The organism is Sphingobium xenophagum NBRC 107872, from assembly GCF_000367345.1.
Taxonomy (GTDB): Bacteria; Pseudomonadota; Alphaproteobacteria; order Sphingomonadales; family Sphingomonadaceae; genus Sphingobium; species Sphingobium xenophagum.
In genome coordinates this window covers 102,332-119,417 of the sequence record NZ_BARE01000018.1, presented here as the reverse complement: position 1 = coordinate 119,417, position 17,086 = coordinate 102,332, and the positions used below count along the sequence as shown (strand labels likewise).

Below are 17,086 nucleotides of genomic sequence, written 5' to 3'. Positions count from 1 at the left end.
GCCGGAAAAATAGAGCATGCCGAACGCCTTGGGTCCGGCAGCGGTCAGCTTCGCGCGGAAATCGGCAATCGCGGCCAGCATCGCTTCACGCGACAGGTCACGCCGCACCTGCACCGGCCCTTCGCCATTCGCATCGACAAAGCCGGTCGCGCTAAGCGCAGTGGCGATCTTGTCGCCATCGGCATAGGTGGACGCCAGCTTGTCGAAGGACTGATACGCGCCATTGACAATCACGAGCGCCAGCCGGGGTTCGTCCGCCGCTTGCGCCGCGCCGCCGCCAGTCAGCAACGCGACGAACAGGCTCAGCGCTGCCATGGCGCGGAACAGGAGCGCGGGAAACAAAACGGGGCGTGGGGTCATTTGGATGCCTTGCGCGGCGCGAATTCTACTTGAGTGACGATCTGGTCTACCGAATCGACATGCAGCACCGCGTCATAGGCGCGCGCGGCCTTATAGGGTTCAGCCGGGCCGCCGCCGAACAGCTTGGCAAGGAAGCCCCCCAAACCTCGACCCTTTTGGCAATAGGGGCTGACGGTGACCATGCCACCGCTCTTTTCGACCTCGTTCAGCCAGGCGCCCAGCGGCGCGGGCGCTTCATTGGCGACCGGATAGGGCGATTCGATATCGACCACCACCGTCTTGCCCCGCCGCAGAGCGCCTTTGAGCGCGCGGTCGAACCGGGCCGGGTTGGCAAAACGGAGGGTGGGTTTGGCAAAGGGACGGTCGCACGATTTCAGCACGACAGGAGCCGGAACCGGCGCGCGCGCCGGGACTGGTCCCGTGCCGACCGGGGCGGTCGGGCGCTGCTTTGCCGGCGCGATGGCATTGGCCGCGGGAGGGGCGACCGGCTGCGACGCATTGGCAGGCGCAGCCTGTTGCCCATTCGTAACGATATTCGCGGGGGACGTTTCGGGTTGCAGGATGCGCACGCCGCGCCCGGCAGCGCCATCGGTCGCGTCGCCCGCCCCGCCTTGCGCCGGTGTCGCGGGCGGGTTGGCCTGCGCCAGTGCGGCGGAGGAAGATCCTAACAAAAACCCCGCCGCAGCAATGGTTAAGAAGCTTTTGACTATCATCATCGTCCCACCCCGCGTCATGATATAGTTATTGCTCCCCAAACCATTATGAGATTATGGGGTAATAACTGAACAGGCAACAAAAAATCGCGGGAGATCCCAAGTGGGGAAGGGGCTTCGTGGACTCTGGGCAACAGTATTAACCGCTTTTGTCACAATAATGGCATCTCCTTCGCTCGCTAAAGCCGAAACCCGCGCCCTATTGGTGGGCGCATGGCAGTTCCACTCGTCCCAGATCATGGATCTGGCTGGTCCTGAAAATGATCTTGCAGCGATGGAAACAGTGATTCGCGGCCAGGGCGCCAGCGATGTCACAATATTGCGCAATGAAGGTGTCAGTCGGACCACGGTCGAAACCGCGCTCCATGCTTTGGGGCTACGTTCCAAACCGGGCGACTGGATATTCCTTTACTATACCGGCCATGGCGCGTTGGCCGAAGCCAGCGTGAAGGGGACGCGAGACGGCGATACCGACCAGTTCCTGCCGCTGCCCGGTTTCGATCCTGACAGCAAGGACGCTGAACGCTTCATCGTCGACAAGGATTTCTACACCTGGCTGGCCCTCTACGTGCCGCGCGGTGTGCAGGTGCTGATGATGGCGGACACCTGCCATTCGGGCACGCTGCACCGATCGGTCGATCCGCGCGCGATGGGCATGACCCCACGCCTGACGCTGGGTGGCCGCAATGTCGAACTGGGCTCTCGCCCCGCGCCGCGTTTCGCCAGCACCTTGGCTTCGGTCGAGGGCGCGGCGCTCACCGCCACGCGGGAAGATCTGCCAAACCTGTTCTATATCGGCGCTGCCCGCGACGATCAGATCGCATGGGAAAATGCCCTGCCGGTCGAAGGCGCGCCGACACGCGGTTTCCTCACATGGTCTTTCGAACAGGGGCTGACCACGCCCGGTGCCGATGGCAGGGGCATGGCGGCGGATCAGGATGGCGATGGCAAGCTGACCATCGGTGAACTGGGCACCTATCTCAATGTCCAGGTCCGCATGTTGAGCGGCCAGCGGCAGGAAAGCAGCATCATCATCCCGCCGGGCCGCGAAGGGCAGGGTCTGTTCGCCACCGTGCCGCCGCCGCCCGCGCCCCCGGTCGCGCCGCCGCTGCCCGGCCTCTACGTCGCTGATGTGAAGGCGCGGGCCAGCGTCGCCGGGGCTGACCATCCCTGGCGTGTCCTGATCGATGGCAAAGGCGCGGATTTTGTTTGGGACAATGTCCGCCACGTCATGCTCCGCCGCACGGGCGACATGGTCGCGCAAAATGTCAAAACCCTGCCGCAGCTGCGCGGCGTCATCGACAAATGGGCCGCGATCGAAGCGATGCGACCGCTCCTGTCTGAACAGCGCGCCCGACTAGTCGTCGGCCCGCTCGACAATGGTGCGCGCTATCCGTCCGGCGCGCCGGTCACGCTGGCGCTACAGGCGGACGGCCAGCGTGTCGCCGCGCCACAATATGCTACTGTGTTCAACATAGCGTCGGACGGCACGGTCCAGCGCCTTTTCCCGGTCGCGCCATCGGATGGCGACGGTCGCCTCGCCCCCGGCCAGTCGCTGCCGGTCCTCGAAAGTCAGGTCATCGCTCCCTATGGCGCGGACCATGTCGTGGCCCTGGTGACGCCCCAGCCGCCGGAAGCCTTCCGCGTCCTGCTGCGCACGGTCGAAAATCAGCGCGCCGCCAACTGGCTGGTCGCGCCGATCCGCGAATTGCTGGCCAAGTCGCCGGGGCAGGCGAGCCTGTCGATCGGCGAGCTTTATACCGGCAACTGACGCGATGCCTGTCGCGCCCGTCCGATCAATTGCTCAAAATCACCGTCCGGCTCTTGGCCGCGCTCTTGTTGCCGATGTCGATGCGATATTCTCCCGACGCGCGGGGCGTCACCGCGCAGACCGGCGCATAATCGGCATTGTCGTCCAGGCACAATTGCTTGCCCGACGCATCGAGCAGGCGGATATACATGCTGGTGCCGATGTCGCCGATTGCGCCGATGCGCAGCGGCTCGCCACCCTTGGCGGTCACGGTGAAGCGATAGGCGTTGCGCGGATTGACGTCCTGTACCCGCCGCACCAGCCCCTTGCCGAACGCCGACGCCATCACCCCGCGCCCAGACGCGGACTGGGACAGGCGAATCTGCAACAGCAAGGCCTGATCGTCACGGGCCAGCGCCTTGGCCTCGGCAAACAGCGCGTCGGGGGAAAAGGCCGCGTCGTCCCCCGTCGCTGCTTCGCCTTCGCTCATCGGCACCTGCTTCAGCATCCGTGCGGCTGTCAGCATCGCATAGGGATCACCCTCGCGCCGGGCGAAGTCGGCCACTTGCCGCGCGGCAATCGCCTGCACGAACGGATCGGCGGGCTTGACTGCGGCGGGCTGGGCGGCGGGCGCGGCCTGCTGCGCCATCGCGCCACTTTGTGCCAGCATCATCGCTGCGCTTGCGACTAGGATTTTACGCTTCATGTCCAACCCTTTCAGCAAGATAATCTCCATTCCCGTGGATACTGCCACGGCCGTTGGAAAGCCAGTGCTGAGCGGCGGCGCGGACTTGGCCAAACAATTGACCGCGCTGGTGGGCGGAGCGGGGGCGGGGCGCTATGCCGCCTTCATCAGTTACAGCCATGCCGACATGAAGGTTGCCCGCTGGCTCCACCGCGCGATCGAAAATTATCGCGTGCCAAAGGCGCTGGTCGGGTCGGCGGGCGATCGTGGCCCTATCCCCGCCCGGTTGCGACCGATTTTCCGCGATGAGGATGAACTGGCGGGCGCAGCCGAACTCGGCCCCAAATTGCTGGGCGCGCTTGCCCGATCCGACGCGCTGATCGTCATCTGCTCGCCCACCGCCGCCCGGTCGGTCTGGGTCGACAAGGAAATTCGCAGCTTCAAGACGATCAATCCGGACGCGCCGGTGTTCGCGCTGATTGCGGCGGGCAAGCCCGGCGATCCCGACACGGACTGTTTCCCCGCGCCCCTGCTGTTCTCGCTGGATGCCAAGGGCGAACTGGATCGCACCCAACCGCTCGAACCGCTTGCGCCCGACCTTCAGAAAAACGACCGCAATATCGTCAAGCTCAAGCTGATCGCCGGGCTGCTTGGTACGCCCTATGCCAGCCTCTACCGCCGCGACCAGCGCCGCAGCCGCCGCATCGCCGTGGCGCTTGGCACCTTCGCCTTCCTGCTGATCCTGCTGCTGAGCGGCCTGTCGATCGCCGCCTTCACCTATGCCCGCATGGCCGTGCAGCAGCGCAACGAAGCGCAGGCCGCGCGCAAGCTTGCGGAGGAGAATGCCGACAAGGCCGAACGCCGCGCCTGGCTGGCCCAGGTCGCCGCGCAGGAAGTGCGACGGCTGGCGGATGAGGGGAACAACTGCCCGCCGCCGTGAGCATCTTCCCCCGCCGGGGGAGGATGACAAGTCTCCCTAATCCCGCCAGCTCCCGTCCACCCGGTCGATCAGCCGCACCATCGCCTGGAAATCCGGCACGCCCGGCCCCACCGGCAGTTGCACCCCGGCCAGATCGCGCTGATGCACCGCGATCACCTCGGCGCTCAGTTCCACCGGCGTTCCCGCCGCGCCAGCCGCCACCTGAATCTCGCACGCGCGCTGGAGCAGCCAATGTTTGAGGAACGCCTCTGGCAGGCTCTGCGCCATCACCAGCGTGCCATGGTTGCGCAGCATCATCACCCGCTTGTCGCCCAGATTGGCGATCAACCGCTCGCCCTCCTCACTGCGGATCGTGACGCCCTCAAAATCATGATAGGCGATTTGCCCGGCAAAGGCGGCGGCATAGAAGCTGATCGGGCGCAGTCCTTCGGCGGTGGCGCTCACCGCCATGCCCGCCGTCGTGTGGGTGTGGATGATGCAATGGGCGTCGGGCAGATGGCGGTGGAACACGCTATGCTGGACAAATCCCGCGCGGTTGACCGGATAGGGGCTGCCATCCAGCACCGCGCCGTCAATGTCGATCTTGACCAGATTGGACGCGGTCACTTCCTGATAGCCCAGGCCGAACGGGTTGATCAGGAAGGCGCTCTCCTCTCCGGGCACCCGCACGGTGATGTGGTTATAGATGAGCTCGGACCAGCCCATATGGTCGAATATGCGGTAGCAGGCGGCCAGCTGCTGGCGCGCCTCCCATTCGGCGGCGGACATATCGGGGCGTTTTGCGGCGCTGGCCATGGGCGATCCTCTCTTATATCATGGCCAGGACTATCCGCTTTCCGCGCCCGTTAGTCCATAGTGCGGGCTTTAGGGTTGAATTGCTGCGACTCTGCTGGTAGGGCGCGCCCCACACGGCGTAGGGTGACCTGCGACGACTCACAGGCTTTGCTATTGCGACGGGCTGTCGGGACGGATTGAAAAATCCCGGCAAAAGGCTCGTTTTCGATTGGAGATTGACGGACTTATGCAGATCATCGTTCGCGACAATAATGTCGACCAGGCCCTCCGCGCGCTCAAGAAGAAGCTGCAGCGTGAAGGCGTGTATCGCGAAATGAAGCTGCGTCGTCACTACGAAAAGCCGTCGGAAAAGCGCGCCCGTGAAAAGGCCGCCGCCGTCCGCCGCGCCCGCAAGATGGATCGCAAGCGCGCCGAGCGCGACGGCGCGAAGTAAGCGCCGCCGGGGCGGCCCGTGCCGTCCCGCTTTCCTGCTGCCTGCCTGCCCTTGAATTGCGAGAAGCGTCGCCATGTCCACAACGGCCGTTCCCCTTCGTCCTATCGCCAGGGGGTCTTTGACGCGCCTCTGGATTGGTGTCGCCGCGCTTGCGCTGGCGGCTGGCGGTCTGGCCTGGGCCGGGCAGCAGGGCGTCAAAGCCTCGCCCGCTACCTTCATGGCGCAGAATGCCGATGCTGAAGGCGTGATCACCACTCCGTCGAGTCTGCAATATAAGGTGCTGGCCGAAGGCACTGGTCCCAGCCCGACCACCGCCGACGTGGCGCTGGTGGGCTATAAGGGCACGCTGCTCGACGGCACCGTGTTCGACGAAAATCCGCAGGCGCCGATGCCGATCGACGGCGTCGTCCCCGGCTTCTCCGAAGGCCTGCAAAAGATGAAGAAGGGCGGCAAATACCGCCTCTGGATCCCGCCGCAGCTTGGCTATGGCGATCAGGCCGCAGGTCCGATTCCCGCCGGTTCGATCCTGGTCTTCGACGTCGAACTGCACGACTTCAAGTCGCGCGCCGAAATCATGCAGATGCAGCAGATGATGCAGCAACAGCAAGGCGCAGCAGGCGCCCAGCCGCCACGCTGATCACACGCAAAGCCGAATGAGACAAAAGGGGCCGCCAAAACGGCCCCTTTTTTGTGCGCCGGGTAGATGACGCCAGCGCGAAGCAAGGCTCCCTTCCCCCTTGGGGATCGACGCTGGTGGCGCGCGGCGCCGTGAGGGTGTCACGCCCTCGTCCTTAAAGGAAGAGGGGTTAGACGGAGGGTCCAAAAGCGATCAAAAGTTGCCTCTGGAATATGCTGTGCCGCGACTTGGAATCGGCCATTTCCTTGATCGTCACCCCAGCCTTCGCTGGGGTGACGGTGAAAGGCATGTCTCCTTTACGGTGCTTGCACCTGTAAACCAGACAATCTGCTCCCCGCTCGCTCTCGCTACCCAACCATCCTCAATGCTTCCCCGGCTTCCCCGAAGTCCCAGGCGCGGTCGGGTTTAGCAGCGTCGCGCCGCCGGGCAGGCCGGTGCCGCCCATGTCCAGGCTCTGCGCCGCCTTTTTCGCCACGCGGGTCGGGTCGTCGCGTTCCTTGATCGCCGCCCTGGTTTCCGCGTCCATATCCGCATCGTCCGCATTGTTGCCGCCACGGGTCCAGCCCAGGATGATCGACATGCGCCGGTTGCGCGGGTCATAGGCGTCGTTCTTGATAAAGGGTTCGCGGTCGGCGACGCCTTCGATCCGGGCGAAGCGATTGTTGGGGATGCCGCTGTCGGCCAGCGCCTTGCGCGTCGATTCAGCGCGGGTCGATGACAGCAGCCAGTTGTTCATGGTCCGGCCCGACGCATAGGGCAGGCCGTCGGTATGGCCGCGCACGATCAGCGGGTTGGGCATGGTTTGCAGCACGGTCGCGACTTCGCTGATCAGCGCGCGGGCCTGCGGCACAAGCCGGTCGGTGCCCATCGCGAACATCGCGAAATCCGCTTCGTCGATCAGGTCGATGCGCAACCCTTCGCGGGTTTCGGTGAAGCGCACATTCTTGCGCAGCTTCGCCATGCCCTTCTGCCGCGCTATGCGCGCTTCCAGATCCTTCTTGATCGATTCGAACTTCTGCCGGTCGGCGGCGCGCATCGCCTTGCCGCCCTGATCCTTGGTGCCGGTCGCGTCACGCGGGATGGTGATGGACAGGTTGCCCTGGCCGCCAGTGGTCGGGTAGTTTTCCTTGCCCGTGATGCTGTCGCCCCCCATCAGCCCGGTGGAGCCCGCCGACGCCATTTTCAGCTCGACCAGCGTCGGGGTGAAATAGTCGGCCAGCGCCTTGCGCTGCTTTTCGGTGGTCGCGCCCAGCAGCCACATCAGCAGGAAGAACGCCATCATCGCGGTCACGAAATCGGCATAGGCGACTTTCCACGCGCCGCCATGATGGCCGCCATGGCCATCGACGATGATCTTCTTGACGATGATTGGCCGGGGTTCCGGCTCGTTCGCGCCGCGCTTTTTTTCTGCCATGGCTTATTTGCCCCGCATGCCGTCGAACACTTCGGCAAAGCCGGGCTGATTGGCATGGGTCAGGCCGGACCGGGCCGCCTCGATCACCAGCGGCTGCGGATGGCCGTGCAGCGATGCGATGATGATCTGCTTGACGACATGGTAGATCGCCCCGTCCGCCTCGATAACCGAGCGGCACCGGTTGGCGAAGGGATTGACCATGCCATAGGCGAGCAGAATGCCAAGGAAGGTGCCGACCAGCGCCGATCCGATCATCGCGCCCAGAATGGCGGGCGGCTGGTCGATCGACCCCATGGTCTTGACCACGCCCAGCACCGCCGCGACGATGCCGAGTGCGGGCAGCGCGTCGGCCAGCCCCTGAAGATTGTCGGCGGGTTTGATCGCTTCATGATGATGGGTCTTGAGGCTGTTATCCATCACCTCTTCCACCGCATGCGGATCGAGCGTGCCGGACGAGATGACGACCAGACGCAGCGTATCGCTGATCAGGTGGATCAGCGCCTTGTCCTTCATCAGCTTGGGATATTCGGTAAAGATGGTGGAGGTCGATGGGTCCTCGATATGCGGCTCCAGCGCCACCGGTCCTTCGACCCGCAGCGTTTTCATGAGCTTGCTCACCAGAAAGATGCAGTCCAGAAAATCCTGCTTCTTGTACTTGGCGCCCTTGAACACCTTGCCCAGGCCACCGCCCAGCGCCTTGAGGTCCGATCCGCTGTTGCCGATGATGAGCGCGCCGACTGCCGCGCCGCCGATGATCAGCATTTCGTGCGGCAGCGCGTGAAGCACCGGGCCAAGATCGCCGCCGGTGAAGGCGAAGCCGCCAAACACCATGACAAGCAGGACGACCAGTCCGATGGCTGCGAACATGCGAAATTCCCCGATATAAACGATCCGGCGGCGTTTCGCCCCCGGCGGCGTCCCATGCGACGCTCTGTCATCTGGTTAATACGGACTGGTTAGCGTCCGGTTTAGGACGACGACTTAATTTCGTCGGATCAGCTGATCAGGTCGAACAATGTCCGCTGGTTGATCCGGGCGAAGGCCGATTGCGCGGCTTCCAGCTGCATCAGTTGCGCCTTCACATTGGAAATGACTTCGGTCAGGTCCGTCGATTCCAGCGCGGAGCGCCGTTCGGTCAGATCAAGGTCGATGTCGGTCAGCCGGTCGCCGACCACATCCAGCCGGTTGCTGCGCACGCCCTGCCGGGCCAGTTCCACCGTGATATGGTTTTGCCCGATCTTCATCGCGTCCAGACTCGCCGCAACCGCATCGTCGTCCCCGCTTTGCAGGGCGGCGATGCTCTGGCCCAGCATGTCGTCGATCGACATCGGCGTGCCGTTGACGTCGATCCCTTCGGAAACTTCCTGTCTCGTCGCAACCACGGCCAGGTTGAGGCCGCGGCTGACCGGCACCAGCACGCTCTGCTGATCGTCGAAAACCGATACGCCCTGATAGTCCGTCTGGTTCAGCAGTTCGCTGATGGTCGCGCGGATGGTCGACATTTCCTCGTAGATCGCGACGCGGCTGGTATCGTTGACCGATCCGTTGCGGGATGACGACACCAGTTCCTGCGCGCGGGTCAACAGATTGTTGACCTCGTCCAGATTGGCTTCGGCATTGGCGGCGCGGGTCTTGCCATAGCTGATATTGGTCTGCCACGCGGACTGCTGCGCCTGCGCCCGGCCCACGTCGGACAGTTGCACCCAGGCGAGCGCGTCGTCCGACGGCTTGTTCAGCGTGACGCCGGTGGAAATGGCGGTCTGTCCGTCGACGATATTCTGCGACAATTGCTGCTGCCGGCGGATTTCGGCGAGCATGATCTTGTTGGTGATACCTACCATGGCTCAGCCCTTTCGCAGCTCAGAGGATCTGAAGAATGGAATCGATGGTTTCCTTGGCGACCTGCAAGATCTTGGCGCTGGCCGAATAGGCCTGCTGGATGCGCAGAAGATCGGCCGCTTCCATGTCCAGATCGACGCCGCTCACCGCTTCGCGCGCCGCGACCGCCTGGTCGCTGCGGCTTTGCGCAGTGGTGTTTTCCGACTTTGTCGCCGCCAGCAGATTGCCATGGGTGGCGATCAGCGCGGTCCAGGCCTGTTCGACGCTGCCATTGCCACGCAGGGTGGACGTGACGGTCAGCAGGTTGCCGTTCAGCGTGCCGTTCGATGATCGGGTGGCCAGTTCCGCCGGATCGGTGATCAACGCCGCGACGCTGGCCGCGCTGCCGCCATAGGATAATAGCGCCGCGCCGGCATTGCCAGCATCGGTGACGCCCTGCGCGTGCCAGGCGTTCATGTCGGTGACGAATTGCCCGGCAATCGTGTCGAGGCTTGCGCGGCGGTCGGTGACGGTACTGGCCGCAGAAAACAGGCCGCCCAGCGCGCCATTGGCTGGCGTGGCGAGCGCCGTGCCATCGGCCAGCGTCAGGGCCAGCGTGCCGTCGGCATTGCTGTTCGCCACCAGGCTGGCGGCGACATTGCCCTGTACCAGCGTTTGCCCGCCATAGCTGATCTGCGCGCTGTCATGTGCGCCAAAGCTGATCGTGACGTTCAGATTTTCGGTCAGGTCCTGCAACGCGGCGTCACGGCTGTCGAGCAACTGCGAATAGGCAGAGGTGCCCGGCTGCGCGCGCAACAGGCTGTTGTTGATGTCGGCCAGCGCTTCGAGCGAACGGTTGACCGTGCTGACCGACGCCTGCGCTTCGGTCGCAATGCCCTCCGACACCGCTTCCAGGTCCGCGGCGGTCTGGTTGAAGGCCTGCGCGACGCGGGAAATGCTGTCCAATGTGGTGACGCGCAGCGATGTGTCGGACGGGCTGGCGGCCAGCTTTTCCATATTCTGGAACATGCCGGTCATCAGCGCGCCGATGCCGGTGCCCGTGTCGTTGAGCGCATTTTCAGCGTCGCTCAGCCAGCGCAGCCGCGCGGTCGAACTGCCCAGCCCCATGCCGGTCAGCCGCACCGTGGCGTCCAGATAGGGGTCGGTGCCGCGATTGATGCTCGTCACCTGCGTGCCGCCAAAATTCGCCTTGGACACATACATGGCCATGGTGGATGTGGACGCGCCGGATTCGGCCGTCGTCACGGACCGGCGGGCATAGCCATCGGTGCTGGCATTGGCGATATTCTCGCCAATCGCCGCCATCGCGGTGCGATAGGCGCGGGTGCCCGAAGCGCCGATGATGAACAGGTCGCTCATGGCGCGGTCGTCCCGGCGGGTGCGTCAGGCGCAGGCTTGGCGCCGAACTGCTTGATCAGCAATTGCGCGATGCCCAGGCTGTTGCCGCTCGCCATGGCGTCGGCGGTGCGCGAATCGGCCATCGACTGAAACTGCTCGGTCGCGCTGGAATCGGAAATGCCCTCGGCCAGGCTGGCGGATCGCATCGCGCCGATCATCTGGCGCAGGAAAATCGCCTCGAACTGCTGCGCGGTCTTTTCCAGACTGGCCTTGTTCGCGGGCGTTGCGCCCGACGGGGCGGTCGCGGAGGATGTCGCGCTGATCTGCATCACAATACCACCAGTTCCGCTTTCATTGCGCCCGCCTGCTTGAGCGCTTCCAGGATCGCGACCATGTCGGCAGGAGATGCCCCGATGGCGTTGACCGCCTTGACTATATCGGCCAGCGACGCCCCGCCTTTAAAATTAACCATAGGTTTTTTCTGTTCGTCGATGCTGATGTTGCTCGACTCTTCCTGCGCTGTCTGGCCCCGGCTGAACGGCGCGGGCTGGACGATGCGCGGGCTTTCATTGACGCTGACGGTCAATTTGCCGTGCGCGACGGCGGCGGGATGAATACGCACCGCGCCATTGATGACGACCGTGCCGGTACGCGCGTTGACGATGACCTTGGCTGGTGCATCGGCGGGCGCAATCTCGATATTTTCGATCATGCCCATCATCAGGATGCGGTCCTCCGCCCCCGGAATGGCGTCGATCGTCACGGATACAGCGTCCATGGCGCGGGCGCGGCGATCGCCAAAGGCGCGGTTGATGCCGTCGGCTACGCGCAGAGCCGTGGTCAGGTCCGCTTCGGCAAGGTTGAAGGTCAGCGTGGGCGCGGTATCGAACCCGGTCGCCACCGCGCGCTCTACCGTCGCGCCGCCGGGGATGCGCCCGGCCGAGGGGATATTGACCGACACCTGGCTGCCATCGGCGCCGGACACGCCCAGACCGCCCACGGCCAGATTGCCCTGCGCCATGGCATAGATTTCATTGTCCGCACCGCGAAGCGGCGTCAGGATCAGCGTGCCGCCGCGCAGCGACTTGGCCTTGCCCAGCGCCGACACGGTAATGTCCAGCCGCTGGCCGGGCTTGGAAAAAGCGGGCAGATCGGCGGTGACCAGCACGGCCGCCGCATTTTTGAGCGCGGGATTGATCCCCTGCGGCAGCGTCAGGCCAAAGCGCGAAACCACGCCCTTCATGCCCTCGGTCGCATATTGCAGGCTGTCGTCGCCTGTGCCTGCCAGACCGACGACGATGCCATAGCCGGTCAGCTGGTTGGGGCGAACGCCCTGGAACGTGCCCAGATCCTTCACCCGTTCCGCCTGCGCGGGCACGGCGAAGGAGGCCATCACGGCCAGTGTCAGGAGCGCCAGGAAGCGGATCGGATGCAGGGCAAGGATCATGGCTGGAAAACGCTCCATCAAAACGGGCTGATCTTTGAAAAGAAACTCTGCAGCCAGCCTTGCTTGCTGGCACGGGCGATCTCGCCCTTGCCGGTGTAGATGATCTTGGCGTCGGCCACGCGGGTCGATGCGATGCGGTTGTCCGGGCCAATATCGGCCTGGCGGACGAGACCGCTGATCTGGATGAATTCGTCGCCGCGATTGAGCGTCAGCGCCTTTTCACCCCGCACCAGCATGGTGCCATTGGGATATGTCGCCGCGATCGTCACGGTAATCTCGCCCGACAGCGCGTTGGACTGGGTCGCCCCGCCCTTGCCGTTAAAGCCGTTCTGGCCGCCCATGGCGACGTCGCTGGCGGAAAACAGCTTGGACAGCAGGCCGGTCGATGGCGGGGTTAGGCCCAGATTGCCGTCGCGGCTGGTGTCGGCGCTGTTGCTCTTGGTCGCCTGCGTCCGCTCGACCAGCACGATGGTGATGATGTCGCCCACCGCCGTCGCCCGCGCGCCGCTGGTCAGGGGGGTATAGCCCATGGATGCCTGAAAGATCGAACCATTGGATGGCGGCGCGACCGGCTGCGCCACCACGGTCGGCGCATAGAGCGCGCGCTCGGTATCGCGCTTCTTGCCCGCATAAGCGGGGGCGGCGGCGAGAGCGACCAGTGATGTGGCGGTGAAGGCGATGAGGAGGGTGCGCATCAGTCCGATCACATATTCTGGTTGACGTACTGGAGCATCTCGTCCGTCGCCTTGATCATCTTGCTGTTGACCTCATAGGCGCGCTGGGTCTCGATCATGTCGACCAGTTCCTCGACGACATTGACGTTCGACGTTTCCAGACTGCCCGACCGGATCGATCCGCGTCCTTCGAGGCCCGCGACGCCGACCTGCGGCGTACCGCTGGCGGCGCTTTCGACCAGCAGGTTGCCGCCGATCGCGGAAAGCCCCGCTGCGTTCATGAAGGTCGCCAGTTCGATCTGGCCAAGCTGGGTCGGCGTCGCTTCACCCTGGAGCGTCGCGGACACGGTGCCGTCATTGCCGACCGTCACTGACGTCGCGCCTTCCGGCACGGTGATTTGCGGGATCAGCGGCAGGCCGTCGCTGGTGACGACGGTGCCTTCGGCGGTGACGCTGAAATTGCCTGCGCGGGTATAGGCGATGGAGCCATCCGGGCGCTGGACCTGAAAGAAGCCGGACCCTTCGATCGCCATGTCGAGCGCATTGCCCGTTTCGGTCAGCGTGCCCTGCGTGTTGATCTTGCTCGTCCCCTGCAACGACACGCCGGAGCCAAGGTTGAGGCCGGTCGCGAACTTGTTTTCGCTGTCCGAATTGGCGCCCGCCGCAATCATCTGCTGATAGGCGAGCGTTTCGAAATCGGCGCGATCGCGCTTGAATCCGGTGGTGTTGACGTTCGCCAGGTTGTTGGCGATCACGCGCATCTTGGTGTTTTGCGCATCGAGGCCGGTGCGGGCGACATGAAGGGCGGCGTTGCTCATCGTCTCATCTCCGTAAAGCGTCGCAGTGAAGGGACGCCTGATGCCTCAATAAAAGCAAGGTTCGTGCCAGATTAACTATCAAGCCGCATCAGCGATGCGCCGCCATCGTCCAGCTGCTTGGCGGTGTCGATCAGCTTGACCTGCGTTTCAAAGGCGCGGCTCGCCTCGATCATCTGGACAAGCGCGCTGGTTGGATTGACGTTCGATCCTTCGATCGATCCGCTGGTGACGGTGGCCAGCGGGTCTTGCGGCAATGCGCCGCCATTGACTTCGCGGAACAGGCCATCCGTACCCTTGGCGATGCCGGAACCCGTCGCATTGACGAGCTTGAGCGCATCGATCCGCTGCGGATTGGCCGCGTCGCCACCCTGCGGCACGCCCCAGATACTGCCATCCTGCGCGATCGACACGCTGTCGAGCTGGGGCAAGGTGATGGGGCCGCCTTCACCCAGTACGGGCATGCCGTCGCCGGTGGTCAGCAGGCCGCTGTCACTGATCTTCAGGTCGCCGCGCCGCGTATAGGCTTCGCTGCCGTCGGCGCCCTGAACGGCGAGCAATGCATCACCGTTCAGGGCCACGTCGAGCGCATTGCCCGTCTGGGTGACCGCGCCTTGCGCCATGTCGGCGGCGATCACCTGTTCGGATGCCTGTGCGCGCGTGTCGAACGTATCGCCCTTGATCCAGCGCGTCTCGGCATTGGCGATTTCGGCGCGAAAGCCCACCGTATTGGCGTTCGCGAGATTGTTCGCGATCGACGCCTGCCGGGCCATTGCGCCGCGCATCGCGGTAAGTGCCGTATTGACGAGCCGGTCCATGGAAAATTCCTACGTTCGCTGGAAAGTCGCGCCGGTCCCCACCCCGTAGGAAGGGACCGGCGCGGCTCGCTTATCAGGTGCGGATGTTGACGATGGTGGTGGTCAGCGTGTTTGCCGCCTCGATCGCCTTGCTGTTCGCCTGGAAGTTGCGCTGCGCCGCGATCAGCGACACCAGTTCGTCGGTGATGTCGACGTTGGACCGCTCCAGCGACCCGGTGTTGACCGCGCCGAACATGCCTTCATTGGCCAGACCCAGGATCGGGCTGCCGCTGGCGACGGTGGACGACCAGTGCGCATCCCCCTGCTGGCGCAGGCCTTCCAGGCTGTTGAAGGACGCCATGGCGACCTGACCCAGATAGACGGTGCTGCCATCGGCATAGATGGCCGATACCAGCCCGTCCTTGGCCACGCCCACGCTGGTCAGCTGCGCGCCGTCGGGCAGACCCTGATAGGTGGTCGGCACCTGCAGATCGACCAGATCGGCAGGCGTGCTGGCAGCCGTAGGCGTCGTGGTCGGAACGCCCGTGTCGGGATCGACGGGGAAAACCTGCATGCGTGCGCCGGTGGTGTCGAGCGCGTAGCGATCGTCATCGACGGAGAAAGCACCGTTGCGGGTATAGCTGATCGTGCCGTCTTCGGCCTTGACGGTGAAGAAGCCTTCGCCGGTGATGGCCATGTCCAGCGTCTTGTCGGTGGTTTCGATCGTGCCTTGGGTGAATTGCTGGCTGATGCCCTGCACGCGCACGCCCTGGCCAGCGACCTGATGCGTCGTCTGCATCGGCGCGGCGGCGAAAATGTCGCCGAACTGCGCCTTGCTCTTCTTGAACGCGGTCGAATTGACGTTGGCGACGTTGTTGGAAATGGCCGACAGATCGGCCTGCGCGCCCTTGAGGCCGGACAGGGAAACATAGAAGGTCATGGCGTAACTCCCTAGGTGAACAGAAAATGGGGGTGAAAATAAGCGTGAAAAGCGAGTGGATTAGCTGAGGCTGATGGCGTCCGACGGGCTGTAGGTGCCGAGCGCGGTGATGAGTTTGGATGCGGAGCCGTCCGCCGGAGACTGGACGGCGGCGATCGTCGCCCAGGTCGCGACCTTGCTGGGGGTCGCGCCCCTGACCTTGACCTGAAGCGCGGCGTTGCTGACGGTTGCGCCGGTGTCGTCCTTGCCATCCCAATAGAAGCTGACATCGCCTGCGGGCCGTGCGCCCAGATCGATCGACTTGACGACATTGCCATTGCCATCGACCAGATCGACCGATGCGCCATCGACTGCGGCAGGCAGGGTGATCTGGCCAGCATAGAGGCCATTTGCGTCCGGCGCTGCGATATTGCTCTGCACCAGCATGGATTTGCCGATCCAGCTCGCCGCATCGCCCAGGCGCGTGCCCGACAGCTGTTCCTTGATCGACGCCAGATTGGCGTTCATTTCGGCAATGCCGCTCGAATTGGTGATGGTCGCCATCTGCGACACCATTTCGGCGTTGTTGACCGGCTCGAACGGATCCTGCGTCTGCATCTGCGCGGTGAGCAGGCGCAGGAAATCCCCCTGACCCATTTCGGATTTGCCGGTGCCGACCTTGGCAGTCGGATTATAGACCGAAAGCCCGGCGCTGTCGGTGACGGTGGATGTCGTCATTTGCCGATCCTTATGGTTTCGAGCATCAGGGACTTGGCGGTGTTGAGCACCTGCACATTGTTCTGGTACATGCGCGCCGTCTCGATCATGTCGATCATCTCGGCATTGCTATCGACCGCCGCTTCCCACACATCGCCATTGGCATCGGCCAGCGGGTGATTGGGATCGTGCCGCTTGGTCGGCTGCGCGTCGGTTGTGACCACCTTGTCGACCTTGACCGTCGACACGCCTGGGCTGTCGGTGACTGACTGGAACACCGGCTTGATCGCGCGATAGGCTTCGGCGGCGCTGCCGGTGACATTGCCCGCGTTCGCCATGTTGGAAGCCGTCGCGTTCAGACGCACCAGCTGCGCGCTCATGGCGCGACCGGCAATGTCAAAAACATTCATGGGGCCAGAGCCGCTCATGCTCATTCTCCCTTCAGTGCGCGGTTGATGGTGTTGATGCGGCCCTCAAGGAAGGAGAGGGTCGTGCGATATTTGACGGCATTTTCCGCAAACAGCGTCTGTTCGGTGCTCAGTTCCACCGTGTTGCCGTCCAGGCTGGGTTGCAGCGGGACGCGATAGCCCATGGCGTCGTCGACGGCCTTGGACACGTCAGCCGCGCCGCCGCTTGCCTGCGTCGTCGCCTGCTTCAGCGCGGCGTCGAAATCGATGTCGCGCGCCTTGTAGCCGGGGGTGGAGGCATTGGCGATGTTGGACGCGAGCAGGGACAGGCGCTGCGAACGAAGTGCCAGCGCCTTTCCATGGATCCCGAACAGACTTTCTTCCACCGACATGCCTTTTGCCCTTT

At 64.0% G+C, this 17,086-nt stretch carries 21 protein-coding genes; 4 read left to right on the top strand and 17 right to left on the bottom strand.

The genetic code is table 11. From position 1 onward, the window contains the following. A partial coding sequence (locus SX1_RS11085) for a caspase family protein (protein ID WP_167539641.1) occupies window positions 1-360 on the bottom strand: 360 nt, incomplete at its 3' end. Beyond that, the gene (locus SX1_RS11080; protein WP_157410184.1) at window positions 357-1,031 is read right to left on the bottom strand and encodes a hypothetical protein; all 675 of its coding nucleotides are present in this window, start codon (window positions 1,029-1,031) and stop codon (window positions 357-359) included. The genes SX1_RS11080 and SX1_RS11085, both read right to left, overlap by 4 nt. A 202-nt stretch (window positions 1,032-1,233) precedes the next feature. On the opposite strand from SX1_RS11080, the gene SX1_RS11075 reads away from it, so the two are divergent. Beyond that, window positions 1,234-2,844, top strand: a complete 1,611-nt coding sequence (locus SX1_RS11075; RefSeq protein WP_255209740.1) for a caspase family protein — start codon at window positions 1,234-1,236, stop codon at window positions 2,842-2,844. Window positions 2,845-2,869: 25 nt separating this feature from the next. Here the strand turns inward: SX1_RS11075 and SX1_RS11070 are convergent, their stop codons facing one another. After that, window positions 2,870-3,529 carry a hypothetical protein gene (locus SX1_RS11070; protein ID WP_255209739.1) on the bottom strand — a complete coding sequence of 220 codons (660 nt, stop codon included), beginning with the start codon at window positions 3,527-3,529 and terminating at the stop codon, window positions 2,870-2,872. On the opposite strand from SX1_RS11070, the gene SX1_RS11060 reads away from it, so the two are divergent. Further along, window positions 3,528-4,448 carry a toll/interleukin-1 receptor domain-containing protein gene (locus SX1_RS11060; protein WP_026149676.1) on the top strand — a complete coding sequence of 307 codons (921 nt, stop codon included), beginning with the start codon at window positions 3,528-3,530 and terminating at the stop codon, window positions 4,446-4,448. The genes SX1_RS11070 and SX1_RS11060 overlap by 2 nt on opposite strands. 36 nt (window positions 4,449-4,484) lie before the next feature. On the opposite strand, the gene SX1_RS11055 is transcribed toward SX1_RS11060, so the two are convergent. Continuing rightward, entirely contained in the window at window positions 4,485-5,243 is a 759-nt protein-coding gene (locus SX1_RS11055; RefSeq protein ID WP_019053031.1) for a class II aldolase/adducin family protein, read from the bottom strand. A 226-nt stretch (window positions 5,244-5,469) separates the two neighbouring features. On the opposite strand from SX1_RS11055, the gene rpsU reads away from it, so the two are divergent. Together rpsU and SX1_RS11045 are read left to right on the top strand one after the other, a co-directional pair. Continuing rightward, window positions 5,470-5,676, top strand: coding sequence for a 30S ribosomal protein S21 (gene rpsU / locus SX1_RS11050; protein WP_006957190.1), 207 nt, complete (start codon window positions 5,470-5,472; stop codon window positions 5,674-5,676). A gap of 73 nt (window positions 5,677-5,749) precedes the next feature. Beyond that, window positions 5,750-6,313, top strand: a complete 564-nt coding sequence (locus SX1_RS11045) for an FKBP-type peptidyl-prolyl cis-trans isomerase (protein WP_026149675.1) — start codon at window positions 5,750-5,752, stop codon at window positions 6,311-6,313. Window positions 6,314-6,674: 361 nt separating this feature from the next. On the opposite strand, the gene SX1_RS11035 is transcribed toward SX1_RS11045, so the two are convergent. The 13 genes from SX1_RS11035 to flgB all read right to left on the bottom strand — a co-directional run bounded on the left by SX1_RS11035 (window position 6,675) and on the right by flgB (window position 17,072). After that, window positions 6,675-7,727, bottom strand: coding sequence for a flagellar motor protein MotB (locus SX1_RS11035; protein ID WP_019053029.1), 1,053 nt, complete (start codon window positions 7,725-7,727; stop codon window positions 6,675-6,677). Between the two features lie 3 nt (window positions 7,728-7,730). Next, complete coding sequence (gene motA, locus SX1_RS11030) at window positions 7,731-8,594, bottom strand: flagellar motor stator protein MotA (RefSeq protein WP_017181939.1); 864 nt, start codon at window positions 8,592-8,594, stop codon at window positions 7,731-7,733. 128 nt (window positions 8,595-8,722) lie between these two features. Continuing rightward, window positions 8,723-9,568 (bottom strand): flagellin, encoded by an 846-nt coding sequence (locus SX1_RS11025; protein WP_017181938.1) that lies wholly within the window; start codon window positions 9,566-9,568, stop codon window positions 8,723-8,725. Window positions 9,569-9,587: 19 nt separating this feature from the next. Further along, window positions 9,588-10,925: a flagellar hook-associated protein FlgK gene (gene flgK, locus SX1_RS11020; RefSeq protein ID WP_017181937.1), complete on the bottom strand. Its 1,338-nt coding sequence runs from the start codon at window positions 10,923-10,925 to the stop codon at window positions 9,588-9,590. Continuing rightward, the gene (locus SX1_RS11015; RefSeq protein ID WP_019053028.1) at window positions 10,922-11,233 is read right to left on the bottom strand and encodes a rod-binding protein; all 312 of its coding nucleotides are present in this window, start codon (window positions 11,231-11,233) and stop codon (window positions 10,922-10,924) included. The genes flgK and SX1_RS11015 overlap by 4 nt, the downstream gene beginning before the upstream one ends. Continuing rightward, the gene (locus SX1_RS11010) at window positions 11,233-12,297 is read right to left on the bottom strand and encodes a flagellar basal body P-ring protein FlgI (RefSeq protein WP_255209741.1); all 1,065 of its coding nucleotides are present in this window, start codon (window positions 12,295-12,297) and stop codon (window positions 11,233-11,235) included. Before SX1_RS11010 ends, SX1_RS11015 begins: the two co-directional genes overlap by 1 nt. A gap of 71 nt (window positions 12,298-12,368) precedes the next feature. Continuing rightward, entirely contained in the window at window positions 12,369-13,046 is a 678-nt protein-coding gene (locus SX1_RS11005) for a flagellar basal body L-ring protein FlgH (protein ID WP_017182997.1), read from the bottom strand. An 8-nt stretch (window positions 13,047-13,054) separates the two neighbouring features. After that, window positions 13,055-13,843: a flagellar basal-body rod protein FlgG gene (flgG, locus tag SX1_RS11000; protein ID WP_017182998.1), complete on the bottom strand. Its 789-nt coding sequence runs from the start codon at window positions 13,841-13,843 to the stop codon at window positions 13,055-13,057. Window positions 13,844-13,914: 71 nt separating this feature from the next. Then, a complete protein-coding gene (locus SX1_RS10995; RefSeq protein WP_017182999.1) occupies window positions 13,915-14,658 on the bottom strand; it encodes a flagellar basal body rod protein FlgF in 744 nt (247 codons plus the stop codon). A gap of 73 nt (window positions 14,659-14,731) precedes the next feature. Next, a complete protein-coding gene (locus SX1_RS10990) occupies window positions 14,732-15,577 on the bottom strand; it encodes a flagellar hook-basal body complex protein (RefSeq protein WP_017183000.1) in 846 nt (281 codons plus the stop codon). A 60-nt stretch (window positions 15,578-15,637) separates the two neighbouring features. Further along, complete coding sequence (locus SX1_RS10985; protein ID WP_017183001.1) at window positions 15,638-16,294, bottom strand: flagellar hook assembly protein FlgD; 657 nt, start codon at window positions 16,292-16,294, stop codon at window positions 15,638-15,640. Further along, complete coding sequence (flgC, locus tag SX1_RS10980) at window positions 16,291-16,701, bottom strand: flagellar basal body rod protein FlgC (RefSeq protein WP_026002365.1); 411 nt, start codon at window positions 16,699-16,701, stop codon at window positions 16,291-16,293. The genes SX1_RS10985 and flgC overlap by 4 nt, the downstream gene beginning before the upstream one ends. A 2-nt stretch (window positions 16,702-16,703) precedes the next feature. Continuing rightward, window positions 16,704-17,072, bottom strand: coding sequence for a flagellar basal body rod protein FlgB (flgB, locus tag SX1_RS10975; protein WP_017183003.1), 369 nt, complete (start codon window positions 17,070-17,072; stop codon window positions 16,704-16,706). Between the last annotated feature and the right edge of the window lie 14 nt (window positions 17,073-17,086).